This is a genomic window from Priestia sp. 179-F W1.4 NHS (genome assembly GCF_045369295.1).
Lineage (GTDB): Bacteria > Bacillota > Bacilli > Bacillales > Bacillaceae_H > Priestia > Priestia zanthoxyli.
On sequence record NZ_JBIQFF010000002.1, the window covers coordinates 511,661 to 523,925 of the forward strand.

The following is a 12,265-nucleotide window of genomic DNA, read 5'->3' on the forward strand; positions in this document are numbered from 1 at the left end:
CACATTCTCCCGTTATTTAAAAAAGGAGCATGAATAACAGAGGCTGGGACATAACAAAATGAAACCTATGCTCAACATAACAAAGAAAACGAACCGTGAATCAACATGTTTGATTCACGGTTCGTTTTTCACTTCGGCTAAAATACATTTTCCCCAGCCTCTATCGATCATTCACTACAATATAAGTGGCTTGAATAGGTCCATGCACGCCAACGACTAGATTCATTTCAATATCAGCTGAATTGCTCGGTCCCGTAATAAAGTTAATGCAAGAAGCAATCGTTTCTCCTCGCTCTACTTTTTCATGAATCATTTCAGCAGCTTGTGTCATGCGAGGGACAATGGAACTTTGAGGAATGATCGCAATATAAGTGGCCGGCAGCAAACTGACCGATCGTCCTTTTGCAGCGCTGCTGAACAAAACAACTGTGCCGGATTCCGCTAGCGTCAAATCACTGAATGTGATGCCTACATTTGCTTGTTCAGCTAGTTTAATATTCTCATCGCCTTTTGCAGAATTCCATACATGAAGGCTACTGCTTGTTTCCCATTTCTCCATCAGCAGATTCAATCCATATTCGGAAAACCTAGGATCATCCCACGTGCAGACAAGACCATTTCCATAGTTCGCTACGGCTTCTTCAAGCGCAGCTGGCAAGTGTTGTGATGATGTTTCTACATAGCGAGTATGAATACGTTCGCAATGGTTTTCAAGCTCTTTTTTTAATTGATCTGGCGAATAGCTGCGGTAGACCTCATGCTGAGGAGCATGCTTCCATTGTGGCTTTACTACGCCGCTTGTTCGCCTGCTTCGCTTAAGATTAGCAGCAATATTGTCTAAAAAACTGTCTCTATTTTGAATGCTTCCGTTCATCATCATCACTCCTTTTATCAAACCAATCTCGTAAGCGCTCTTTTGTAGGCGCCGGAAACTCTCTGCTTTCCGTCCACGCTTTTAATGGACCAGGCCCTTTGGAAATACTGCTTCCTGACATAAAAGGAGTAAGAGCTGCCGGTGCTACTTTAGCGCCCACTGTATATAGAGAAGAAGAAGCGGCTCCCAAGCCAAATGCTTTCATCGCCAGCTTTTCCGAAATAGGTGCTTTTCCTTCTTTCTCGACAATTCGTTGACGATGCTTGTGCAATAGCTCATGCAGCGGAATTTTGACCGGACAGGCATCCGTACAGGCTGCGCATAGCGTTGAAGCATATGGAAGCTCTTTGTAGTCTTCATAGCCTCCAAGCAAAGGAGATAATACAGCTCCAATCGGACCTGAATAAATAGATCCATATGAATGCCCTCCAATATGGCGATACACGGGACATACATTCACACATGCCGCACAGCGAATACACTGTAAAACAGATTGAAACTCAGTTCCTAAAATCGCAGATCGTCCGTTATCTACAATCACTAGGTGAAACTCTTCCGGTCCGTCTACTTCTCCTGGAAGTCTAGGTCCTGTAAGCGCTGTTACGTAACTTGTAAGTCGCTGACCTACTGCACTTCTAGTTAACAGGCTTACCAACACTTCAAATTCTTCAAACGTTGGCACAATTCGTTCCATTCCCATAACCGTAATTTGCGTTTTAGGAAGGGCCGTTGTTAACCTTGCATTTCCTTCATTGGTTACAAGTGAAATAGACCCAGATTCTGCAATCGCAAAATTACATCCCGTGATGCCAATATCAGCTGATAAAAATTCTTTTCGCAGCATTTCCCGGGCGTGAAGAGCTAGTTCTTCAGGTTTTTCTGTTTTTTTATAAGAAAGCTTTTGTTGAAATACATCTCTAATTTGTTCTTTATTTTTATGAAGTGCAGGAGCTACGATATGAGAAGGCGGATCGTGATCATCTACTTGCAGGATATATTCTCCTAAATCCGTTTCAATAACTTCACAGCCCAGTTCTTCTAAAGCAGCGTTCATATGAATTTCTTCTGTAACCATTGACTTGGATTTAACGACTTTCTTTGCCTGCTTTTGCCTCGCTACATTTTTTATGTACTCATTCGCTTCTTCAGCTGTTTGAGCGAAAAAAACGTGGCCTCCGCGTTTAGCTACATTATCCGTGAGCTGCTCTAAATAGTAATCTAAATTTTCAAGCGTATGCTGACGAATTTCTTCGCCAACCGCTCTCCATTCTTCCCAGTTCCCTAATTCTTCTGCCGCATCTAATCTACGGCTTCTTAAGCGCTCTTGAGCACCTGAAACCGCAAAGCGCATAAACGCATTATTGACTCCGTCATCGACGCGTTTTTTAAACTGATCGTTTCCTATTTTCATAGACATTCGGTATTCTCCTTTCTTTACATTCTGCTATTTAACACTTCAGCGATATGCATCACTTTTACAGGCTGTCCTTTTCGTTCAATTCTTCCTCCAATATTCATAAGACAGCCGCAGTCAGCTCCAATTAAGTACTCCGCGTTTGTTTTAGCTATACAGCCCACTTTTTCATCGACCATTTGTTCAGAGATTTGCCCCATCTTAACCGAAAACGTCCCGCCAAATCCGCAGCAGTTATGACTGTTTTCAAGATTCTCCATTTCAAGACCCTTTACATTGTTTAATAGTGTAAAAGGTTCTTTTTTTACGTTTAGCAAACGCGTCATATGACAGGAAGAATGATAAGTGGCTTTCCCATTTAAGCTGGCTCCCACGTCTTCTACCTTTAAAACGTTTACAATAAAATCCGTTAGCTCATACGTTTTATCAGCAAGCTTCACGGCAGACTCATGCCATGCAGCATCACCTTTAAAAAGATGGGGATACTCTTTAAACATTGTCACACACGAGCCTGATGGAGATACAACGTACTCTGCATGTTCAAACGCTTTTATCATGTTTTTCATTGCTTCTTTTGATTCTTTTACGTAACCGCTGTTATACGCAGGCTGCCCGCAGCATACTTGACTCTTTGGAAAATCCACTTCGCATCCTAATCGTTCTAACAATTCTACCGTCGCTTTTCCTACATTTGTTTGAAACATATCAATCAAACATGTGGCAAATAAAGATACTTTCATCATTTGCTCCCTCCAAGCTGATCATTTTACTTCTTTTAGTTAACAGGTCATCAGATGACTTAATGCTATTATACTCCTATGTTTTTCTAATTTCACTAGTTTTTCAAAAATACATTTCTTTGTTTGATATTTTTCCCACAAAATAATAAGAAATTGAGACACGTGAAACCTACGTTTGCCCTATTATTAAAAAAATCCGAACGAATTTGATTCTCCATCAAGAATCAAAACCGTTCGGATCTTCCTTCAACTAAACTACGTTTGTCTCAGCTTCTTACTTATTTATTTCCAAAAATCATCAAACACTGTGATTGGCAATTGGCGTTTATGCTGCGTTTTTAAGAAGTGACCTTCAATGACGTTACTTGCATGTTCACCTACATCTTTGCCTTCTAAATAATCGTCGATTTGCTCATACGTTACGCCAAGCGCTTCTTCATCCGGAAGCTGTGGACGATCTTCTTCCAAATCAGCCGTTGGTTTTTTCATATATAGATGCTCGGGACAGCCTAATTCCTTTAGCATTTGTTTCCCTTGTCGCTTGTTTAGACGGAAGATAGGCACTAAGTCAGCTCCTCCGTCACCAAATTTTGTATAAAATCCTGTAACAGCTTCAGCGGAGTGATCCGTTCCAAGTACGACTCCACTGTACATGCCTGCTACCGTATATTGCGCAATCATTCGTTCACGTGCTTTTACATTTCCTTTGTTGAAGTCGGAAACTTTATCATCTGCCGCTTCTTCAACAGCAGAAAGCATCGCATCTACTGCTGGTTTTACATTAATAGAAATAGATTTTGTTGGTTGAATAAAAGCAAGTGCATCTTGACAGTCTGCTTCATCTGCCTGCACACCGTATGGAAGACGAACAGCAATAAACTGATAGCGCTCTTCTTCGGCTTCTTCATTCAACTCATTAACCGCTAGCTGCGCCAGCTTTCCAGTTAACGTAGAATCTTGGCCGCCGGAAATACCTAGTACAAACGAACGTAAAAAAGGATATTTGTTCATGTAGGATTTCAGAAAATCAACGCTGCGGCGAATTTCTTCCGCGGGATTAATTTCTTTTTGCACATGCATTTCTTCAATAATTTGCTTTTGTAGCTCTTTCATAAAAAAACTCTCCTCTCATTACTAGCTGACGGAATCTACACAAGTACGGTATCAGATAGTAACTTGCTTCTAGTCTCTTCGATATTTTGCATTTTGTTATCCCAGCAGTTTGTACTTAAGTCTACTGGATACTCTGTAGGACGAAATACATCTTCGTTCGATTTTGTAATAACTTTGTAGTCATCCCATAGATGCTTTAAGTTTTGTAAGCAGTAGGCTCTCATTTCTTCAATGGTAGGCTGCTCATACACAAGCTTTCCCTGTGCAAAGATTGGCTGGTGAATTTTACGTGCGTTAAAGTTCGTGACAAACTTGCTGACGTGCGTATGAATAGGATGAAACATTTTTAAATGCTCCTCTTCATTCGGCACTTCGTCTTGCATCGTAATATAATCACCTTCCCATTTGTGATTCACTTGATTTACAATTCGATATACTTCTTTTAGACCAGGAGTTGAAATTTTCTCCGGGTTTTCTGACAGCTTAATCGTATCCACCATGTTTCCATGATCATCTTCAATCGAAACCAGCTTGTACACCGCTCCTAGCGCCGGCTGATCAAAGGACGTCATGAGTTTTGTTCCAACTCCCCATCCATCAATTTTGGCACCTTGCGCTTTCAAATCTAGAATGCTGTACTCATCAAGGTCATTCGAAGCGAAAATTTTCACATCATGATAGCCCGCTTCATCAAGCATTTTTCTTGCCTCTTGAGAAAGATATGGAAGTCTTCCGCTGTCTAATCGAATACCGATAAAATTAATTCGTTCTCCCATTTCTTTTGCTACTTTAATAGCATTTGGAATACCTGATTTTAACGTATTATATGTATCTACTAAAAAGATACAGTTACGGTGTGATTCGGCATATTTTTTAAACGCACTATATTCATCACGATAGACTTGAACAAGCGCGTGGGCGTGAGTGCCGGACACAGGAATTCCAAACACTTTTCCCGCTCTTACATTACTGGTTGCGTCAAAGCCTCCAATATAAGCAGCTCTTGCCCCGTAAAAAGCAGCATCCAGCTCATGTGCTCTTCTTGAACCAAATTCCATAAGCTGATTTGTACCCGTATGTTCATATAAATTATCTTCTCCCGCGGCTAAGCGAATACGCGATGCTTTTGTGGCAATAAGCGGATGGAAATTTAAAATATTTAAAAGCGGCGTTTCAATAAGCTGCGCTTCTGCTAAAGGAGCGTCAATTTGCAGCATCGGTTCATTAGCAAAAATCATTTCGCCTTCTACGACCGAACGAATATTACCGCTAAATCGAACCTGTTTTAGATAGTCGATAAACTCCGCTTCATAATGTAATTCTTCATATAAATAATCTAAGTCCGTTTCGCTAAATCTGAAATTAGCAATAAAATCAATTACTCTTTCTAGCCCAGCAAACACCGCATAACCGCTTTCAAACGGCATCCGACGAAAGTAAGCTTCAAATACAGAACGACGTTTATGAATGTGGTCTTTAAAATACGTATGCGCCATATTCAGCTCGTATAGATCTGTATGCAAAGCTAGACTATCATCTCTATATTGCTTTTTCATACTTTGTAACCCTCCATTTGACAATCCTAGTTTCTATTATGTAAATCTTTTCACAATAGAGCAAGCATAAATTATCGGAAGGTGCTTGAATTTTAGTTTTTCTGTTGTTTAGAGCGCACTTTTCTGCATGAAATGGCGTTATTTTTCTTCCGGTATGTATTTCATTAGTACATGTTCAACATTATCAAGGTGACTCATCATAAAATGCTGAGCATCTTCTGCATGCTGAGACAGAATAGCTTCATAAATTTGCTGATGCTCTTTATAAATCCGTTCAGCCGTTTTCTCTTCTGCATAAAGCCAGATGCGTCTTGTCTCTTTCATCGTTTCAATCATCATTTCTGATACGTTATTCATAAGCTTCACTAAAAGAGGGTTTTGTGAGGCTTTGGCAATGGCTAAATGAAAAGCAAAATCTGCTTTCTCTCCCAGTTCTTCATTGCCAAACGCTCCTTTCATTTGTTCCAGACTATTAGACAGCTGTTTAAGGTCCGCATCCGTTCTCTTTTGAGCTGCCGCTCGAACAGCTCCAATTTCTAATACTTTTCTCACTTCAAGCAAATGCTCAATATCGTTTTTATTCATTAATACAGCGCTAGTTACAGGCAAAGACAGCATATCTGAGTTAAATTCGCGTACAAATGTGCCTTCTCCTTGCTTCATCTCCAGAAGCCCCATCGCCCGCAAAGCGCTAAGAGCTTCACGAATAGCTGAGCGTCCTACCTGAAAGTTTTCCGCCAGCTGCTGCACTGAATCCAAACGATCTCCAGGCTTCAAGCTGCCTTCTTTTATATTCTCAAGAAGCGTTTCGGCTACTTCTTCGTATATTTTTTTTGGCTTAATTCGCTTATATTCCACGTTTTCCACCTCATTTTTTTCGTTCACCAAGGTTCACATTAACCGAGACTCTTTCTTCTTTTACGTTTCTGTTACATTTTACCGAAATCTTTTCCCCGCCACAACAAAAGTGCAAAGGTATTTATACTTTATTTCTCAAATGTGCTAAAATAGTAAATTGATTTCATATTACGAGTTAAAAGGAGCTTTTTGAATGAACATTGTTGTCAGTACATTGAATGCGAAGTATATTCATACTTCTTTAGCCCTTCGATGTTTAAAAGCCTATGCCGAGCCTGACTATAAAGTGGATATGGCCGAATATACGATTAAAGATCCTGCTATGAACATTGTCACGGATTTATATAAACGCAACCCAGATATTATTGGTTTCAGCTGTTACATTTGGAATATTGAAGAAACGATTAAAGTCGCACAAATGCTTAAAAAGATCAATCCTGAGCTCATCATTATATTCGGTGGACCAGAAGTAACCTATGATGTAACTCACTGGTTAGAGCGTATTCCTGAAGCTGACTTTATCGCTATTGGTGAAGGTGAAGAAACATTCAAGCAGCTGTTAGATGAACTTCACGGCGAGCGTCAGTTTGAAAACGTAAGCGGCGTGGCTTTCCGAAAAGAAGGAAAACCAGTTGTTAACCCACAGCGCAATAAAATTGATCTGCGCGAAATGCCTTCTCCTTTCCGTTTTGAAGAAGACCGCCAAGAACTTTCAAAACGCGTTGTGTATATTGAAACAAGCCGCGGCTGTCCGTTTAGCTGTCAGTTCTGTCTCTCTTCTATTGAAGTAGGCGTTCGTTATTTCGACCGAGAAAAAGTAAAAGAAGATATTCGCTATTTGATGGATAACGGAGCGCGCACAATTAAGTTCGTAGACCGCACGTTCAACATCAGCCGCAGCTACGCCATGGAAATGTTCCAATTTTTAATTGATGAACATCGTGAAGGTACCGTATTTCAGTTTGAAATTACTGCCGATATTATGCGCCCAGAAGTTATTCAGTTCTTAAACGATAACGCGCCAAAAGGATTATTCCGCTTTGAAATTGGCGTTCAATCTACAAATGATGCCGTTAATGAGCTAGTCAAACGCAAACAAAACTTCAAGAAATTAACGCGTACCGTAACAATGGTAAAAGAAGGCGGAAAGATTGACCAGCATTTGGATTTAATCGCGGGTCTGCCAGACGAAGATTACAACTCATTTAAAAATACGTTTAATGATGTATTTGCACTTCGTCCTGAAGAGCTTCAGCTAGGCTTTTTAAAAATGCTTCGCGGCACCGGCTTACGTTTAAGTGCGCCTCGCTATAATTATCAATACATGGATCAGTCGCCTTATGAAATTTTAAGCAATAACGTCTTGCCGTTTTCAGATGTCGTACGTATCAAGCATGTAGAAGATATTTTAGAAAAGTTTTGGAATGACCACCGAATGGATGAAACGATCGAGTTTTTAGTAGAACACTGCTATGATACGCCTTTTGATTTTTTCCAAAACTTTGGGACGTATTGGGATGAAATGGGCTGGGTTCGAATCGGTCATCAGCTTGAAGATTTATTCAGACGCCTTAAACAGTATATCCAAACAGAAAATTTTTCCAATGAAGACGTGATTGAAGGGTTTATGAAAATTGATTATTTACAAAACCAAAAGCATAAACCTCGTAAGCCATGGTGGGACGATAAAGTAGAAAAACAAGTCCGCTCTCATTACTATCAGCAAATGCTTGCTAACCCTTCTATTATGGGACAGACTTTTGAAGCTGAACAGCTTGCTGAAAAAGAATTATACAAGCACACTGTTTTAGAGATTCTTCCATTTGATTATATGTATTATAAACAAACAGGACAAATCAATGAACAACCATCTGTTCTTCTTGCTTATTATGATCAAAAAGCAAATGATACAAAACTTTATTCAGCACCTGTAGAAGCATTTGACCTTCCAGTTGTAAGCTAAAACCTCGGATATCCGAGGTTTTTTTCTTTAGCATTCTTTTTTCTTTTCATGCTCTTTATCAGACTTTGTCTTTCCAAGGGATTCATATATTTTAGCTGCGTTCGGATCGCCCATTTCCGTTCCAAACTCTTCTTGCAGTAATTGTTTTTGTTTTGCTTCGGTGCTCGCGATGTGCTTATTATTTTGTTTATGTTTGCTCATCGTTACTTACCTTGCTTTCCTTTTTTAGAATTGCGATTCGCGCCTTTAGCCGGCTCCTCGCCGCCAGCATATTCAGCAGCAAATTCTGCATCTGAAAGGCTCTCTTTTGGTGTATTGTTGTTAGTTAGTGCTGATTTGTATCCTACTTTACGCTTTGCCATCATGTATCCCTCCTATGCTTGGAAGTCCATTGAACTTCCTTTTCTTAGAATGCGCCTTTTGCTAAGCAATATAAGCAGAAAAAGCTGTAAAAAAGCGGTTGAAACATAACAAAATTACTTTACTCTAAATACGAACAACTAGGATAAATGCCTTGAACCGCTTGTGACACCGCTGTTGATTTCCGTGCAAGGCTTCGCTTTCCGCGGGCGGTCGCTAAGCTTCGCCCTCCCATCAACAGCTAGAAGCAGCTACATGAAACCTACGTTCACCATCATAATAAAAAAACCCGAACGAGTTGGATTCTTAATCAAGAAACAAACTCGTTCAGATCTTCCTTCAACTAACATATTTTTGTCCCAGCCTCTTTTATCCAATAATGATACGTTCTTTCGGATAGTGATAATCCGGTCCAGACGTTGGACGGCGAAGCATTAAGATAAATGAAAACATGCCAATTCGGCCAATGAACATTAAAACCATAATAACGCATTTTCCGATATCAGAAAGCCCTCCTGTAATGCCCATTGATAAACCGGTTGTCCCAAAAGCTGAACACACTTCAAAAATAAGCTCAATGAGAGAAAAATGTTCTGTAATACTTAAAATAAGAAGAGAAATCGAGCAAATGATCACGGCTAACATCGACACGGCTACTGATTTGATAATGTCATCTTCATGAATTTCGCGGCGAAAGATTTTAATCGTCTTATTTCCTCTTACGTAATAAAACAGGAAAAGAATATTTAATGCAAACGTCGTTGTACGAATTCCTCCTCCTACTGAGCTCGGTGAAGCACCGATAAACATCATCGCGCTCATCATAATTAACGTAGGAAGTGAAAACTCATTAATATTCATGGTCGCCACTCCTCCGCTCCTTGTAGCAGCGGATTGGAAAAACGCATAAAAGAACGATTCATCCCAAGACTTATCTGCTAAAAACCCTGAATGCTCTAGCACAAGAATTAAAATTGTTCCCCCTGCTAACAGCAGAAAAAACATAATAGTCGTTAGCTTCGTAAATAGCGAAAATTGAAATTTACGCTTATCTTTAAATGTTAAAAAATAGTGTTTAATTTCAATTAATACAGGGAATCCAATCGCTCCAAGCGTAATTAAAATAACGGTTACCACTTGGACAAAATAATCATGGGCATACGGAATAAATGAAGATCCTGTAATATCGAAGCCAGCATTTGTTGTAGCGCTGACAGAAGCAAAGAAACCATGCAGAAACGCATCTGTCCAGCTCGAATAGTAACGGAGAAAATGTAATCCTAAAATAATGGCGCCAACTAGTTCAATAGCAAAAATAATAAATAAAATATTTCTCATCAAGTCAACTAATCCTGATAAACGGGATTGGTTATGATCTGTCATAATGAGCTGACGTTCCTTTAAACCAATTTTTTTACCTAAAATCATCCAAATGAATGTACTGAGTGTCATCACACCAATACCACCGATTTGAAAGATAAAAGCGAGCAAAAAATAGCCCGTCGTACTAAATGTATCCGGAGTAGAAACAGGTGTCAGCCCTGTTACACTTACCGCACTAACGGCAATAAATAAGCGATCAATAAATGCTAACTTCACTCCCGGCTTTAAAGCTTCTGGAATACTAAGCAATAGAAATCCAAGCGTAACAGCCACTATGTAAAATGTAACAATAATTTGAGCTGAAGACATCTGCCTTACTCGTCGTTTCCATGGTTGCGGCATAATCTGACATTCCTTTTTTTGTTATAATACTAATAGTTTTCTTCTTTCTTCCCAAAGCATACTCATTGTTACACGAATCGCAATATCCATGTAAAAAATCCCATGTTCAAGAAGGTGACTACATTAGTATAAAAGAAGTCACCTCACTTGTCATTAGATATCATAAATCCCAGCAGCCTGCATCAAGAACCGTCACTCAATATTGTCTGTTTATACAAAAAAACGAGGTCGAGACATAATTAAATTAATCTAATCTAAAGACAAATAAATGGGATACATGAGCTCGTATGGACACTTGAGACACCGCTGTTGATTTCCGTGCAAGACTTCGCTTTCCGCGGGCGACCGCTGAGCCTCCTCGTCGCTTACGCTCCTGCGGGGTCTCACCTGTTCCGCTTTCCCCGCAGGAGTCTTCGCCTTGCCCTCCAATCACCAGCTAGAAGCAACCACATACTTGAAACCTGCGTTCACCATAACAAAAAACGAACCACTAATATCAGTGGTTCGTTTTTTACTTCGGCTAAAATATTTTTGTCCCAGCCGCGTCTTTATTTTATTTAGAACGTTTTTCTAGCCAATCGCCGATTGAAGGATATGTTTCCTTCACTGCTTTTGGACCAAATACAACAGATACGTGACCTGTTTGCAGCAATTTGTACTCTTTATCTTCACTTGAAACAGCGTCCATTAAAGCTGCCACTTGATGCGGCATCGCAATATGATCACGGCTAGCAGCAATGTTTAAAATATTAGCTTTAATATTTTTCAAATCTACTTTTCGGCCGCGAACTTCAAGTTCACCATTGATTAATTTGTTTTGTTGATAGAAGTCGCGAATCCACTGACGATAAGCTTCACCAGCAAATGGGATTCCGTCAGCAACCCACTTTTGCATTAGCTTCCAGCTTTCAACAAAGCGCTGATTTTCCGAACGATCCACCAGCGTTACATACGGACCGTAAAAATTTGTGATTGGCTTTAGCATCTTGTTTCCAAAGTCAATCATCTCTGGAGGGATGTTTCCGAATGTATCTACTGCTTTATCTAAATTAAAGTAGCGGTCGTCTAGGAATGCCCCGTATAAACCTGTATCCGAGAAATCAAATGGACTTGTCATAAAAATTAAGTTTTTAATCGGCAAGTCTTCATTTAACGCAGCAAAAATAGATGTCATAGTTCCGCCCATGCAGTAACCAAGAACAGACAAATCAGGAGATTTAGAAGTGCGCAGCACCTTTTTCGCCGCTTTTGGAATATAATCCACAATATAATCATCTAGCTTCATATTGCTGTCTTCAAGTCCAGGAGTTCCCCAGTCAAGTAAATACACGTCAAAACCGCGGTTTAATAAGTATTCAACAAGGCTGTTTCCAGGTGTCAAATCCAAAATATACGGTTTATTGATCAGTGCATATACGAGTAAAATTGGTGTTTTATGAAGGTTATCTTTTACTGGCGTATAGCGATATAATTTCGCTTTGTTCTTTTTCCAAATAACCTCTTTTGGTGTTAATCCAACTTCCGGTTCCGCTTCTGTTGTCATAATTTCATATGCACGCTTAAAACGTCTTGCAGAACTTTTATATTCACTTGGCATTGATTTGATTAGTTTTTCCCACTCTTGCACGTAAGGAATTGCCACGAATATACACACCCTTTCAT

At 39.8% G+C, this 12,265-nt stretch carries 12 protein-coding genes; 1 reads left to right on the plus strand and 11 read right to left on the minus strand.

All coding sequences use genetic code 11. The annotated features are described in order from the left end of the window. Positions 1-160 precede the first annotated feature (160 nt). The 6 genes from ACH0CI_RS13115 to ACH0CI_RS13140 form a co-directional block, all read right to left on the minus strand. Positions 161-874: a LutC/YkgG family protein gene (locus ACH0CI_RS13115; protein WP_033578366.1), complete on the minus strand. Its 714-nt coding sequence runs from the start codon at positions 872-874 to the stop codon at positions 161-163. After that, on the minus strand, positions 852-2,291 hold the full coding sequence (locus tag ACH0CI_RS13120) for a LutB/LldF family L-lactate oxidation iron-sulfur protein (protein WP_335707196.1): 1,440 nt from the start codon (positions 2,289-2,291) through the stop codon (positions 852-854). Before ACH0CI_RS13120 ends, ACH0CI_RS13115 begins: the two co-directional genes overlap by 23 nt. A 17-nt stretch (positions 2,292-2,308) precedes the next feature. Continuing rightward, entirely contained in the window at positions 2,309-3,028 is a 720-nt protein-coding gene (locus tag ACH0CI_RS13125) for a (Fe-S)-binding protein (protein WP_028414177.1), read from the minus strand. A gap of 282 nt (positions 3,029-3,310) precedes the next feature. Then, a complete protein-coding gene (gene nadE / locus ACH0CI_RS13130) occupies positions 3,311-4,141 on the minus strand; it encodes an ammonia-dependent NAD(+) synthetase (RefSeq protein ID WP_028414178.1) in 831 nt (276 codons plus the stop codon). Between the two features lie 35 nt (positions 4,142-4,176). Beyond that, positions 4,177-5,697: a nicotinate phosphoribosyltransferase gene (locus ACH0CI_RS13135; RefSeq protein ID WP_221832907.1), complete on the minus strand. Its 1,521-nt coding sequence runs from the start codon at positions 5,695-5,697 to the stop codon at positions 4,177-4,179. A gap of 138 nt (positions 5,698-5,835) precedes the next feature. Next, positions 5,836-6,555 (minus strand): FadR/GntR family transcriptional regulator, encoded by a 720-nt coding sequence (locus ACH0CI_RS13140; protein WP_028414180.1) that lies wholly within the window; start codon positions 6,553-6,555, stop codon positions 5,836-5,838. 193 nt (positions 6,556-6,748) lie between these two features. Here ACH0CI_RS13140 and ACH0CI_RS13145 point away from each other — a divergent pair, with 193 nt between their 5' ends. Next, positions 6,749-8,518, plus strand: a complete 1,770-nt coding sequence (locus ACH0CI_RS13145) for a B12-binding domain-containing radical SAM protein (protein WP_406901564.1) — start codon at positions 6,749-6,751, stop codon at positions 8,516-8,518. 27 nt (positions 8,519-8,545) lie between these two features. On the opposite strand, the gene ACH0CI_RS13150 is transcribed toward ACH0CI_RS13145, so the two are convergent. The 5 genes from ACH0CI_RS13150 to ACH0CI_RS13170 form a co-directional block, all read right to left on the minus strand. After that, the gene (locus ACH0CI_RS13150) at positions 8,546-8,719 is read right to left on the minus strand and encodes a thiamine pyrophosphate-dependent enzyme (RefSeq protein WP_014461091.1); all 174 of its coding nucleotides are present in this window, start codon (positions 8,717-8,719) and stop codon (positions 8,546-8,548) included. 2 nt (positions 8,720-8,721) lie between these two features. Beyond that, positions 8,722-8,880, minus strand: coding sequence for a hypothetical protein (locus ACH0CI_RS13155; protein WP_025749458.1), 159 nt, complete (start codon positions 8,878-8,880; stop codon positions 8,722-8,724). Positions 8,881-9,247: 367 nt separating this feature from the next. After that, entirely contained in the window at positions 9,248-10,603 is a 1,356-nt protein-coding gene (locus ACH0CI_RS13160) for a TrkH family potassium uptake protein (RefSeq protein ID WP_048020320.1), read from the minus strand. A gap of 244 nt (positions 10,604-10,847) precedes the next feature. Beyond that, a complete protein-coding gene (locus ACH0CI_RS13165; RefSeq protein WP_080963408.1) occupies positions 10,848-11,036 on the minus strand; it encodes a hypothetical protein in 189 nt (62 codons plus the stop codon). Positions 11,037-11,156: 120 nt separating this feature from the next. Then, a complete protein-coding gene (locus ACH0CI_RS13170; protein WP_013055939.1) occupies positions 11,157-12,245 on the minus strand; it encodes a class III poly(R)-hydroxyalkanoic acid synthase subunit PhaC in 1,089 nt (362 codons plus the stop codon). Positions 12,246-12,265: the final 20 nt, after the last annotated feature.

What these genes read in the sequence shown, in the direction of transcription:
- ACH0CI_RS13120 (WP_335707196.1), bottom strand. Translation starts at nt 2,291, where the DNA reads ATGTCTATGAAAATAGGAAACGATCAGTTTAAAAAACGCGTCGATGAC.
- ACH0CI_RS13125 (WP_028414177.1), bottom strand. Translation starts at nt 3,028, where the DNA reads ATGAAAGTATCTTTATTTGCCACATGTTTGATTGATATGTTTCAAACA.
- ACH0CI_RS13145 (WP_406901564.1), top strand. Translation starts at nt 6,749, where the DNA reads ATGAACATTGTTGTCAGTACATTGAATGCGAAGTATATTCATACTTCT.
- ACH0CI_RS13115 (WP_033578366.1), bottom strand. Translation starts at nt 874, where the DNA reads ATGAACGGAAGCATTCAAAATAGAGACAGTTTTTTAGACAATATTGCT.
- ACH0CI_RS13150 (WP_014461091.1), bottom strand. Translation starts at nt 8,719, where the DNA reads ATGAGCAAACATAAACAAAATAATAAGCACATCGCGAGCACCGAAGCA.
- nadE (WP_028414178.1), bottom strand. Translation starts at nt 4,141, where the DNA reads ATGAAAGAGCTACAAAAGCAAATTATTGAAGAAATGCATGTGCAAAAA.
- ACH0CI_RS13155 (WP_025749458.1), bottom strand. Translation starts at nt 8,880, where the DNA reads ATGGCAAAGCGTAAAGTAGGATACAAATCAGCACTAACTAACAACAAT.
- ACH0CI_RS13160 (WP_048020320.1), bottom strand. Translation starts at nt 10,603, where the DNA reads ATGCCGCAACCATGGAAACGACGAGTAAGGCAGATGTCTTCAGCTCAA.
- ACH0CI_RS13135 (WP_221832907.1), bottom strand. Translation starts at nt 5,697, where the DNA reads ATGAAAAAGCAATATAGAGATGATAGTCTAGCTTTGCATACAGATCTA.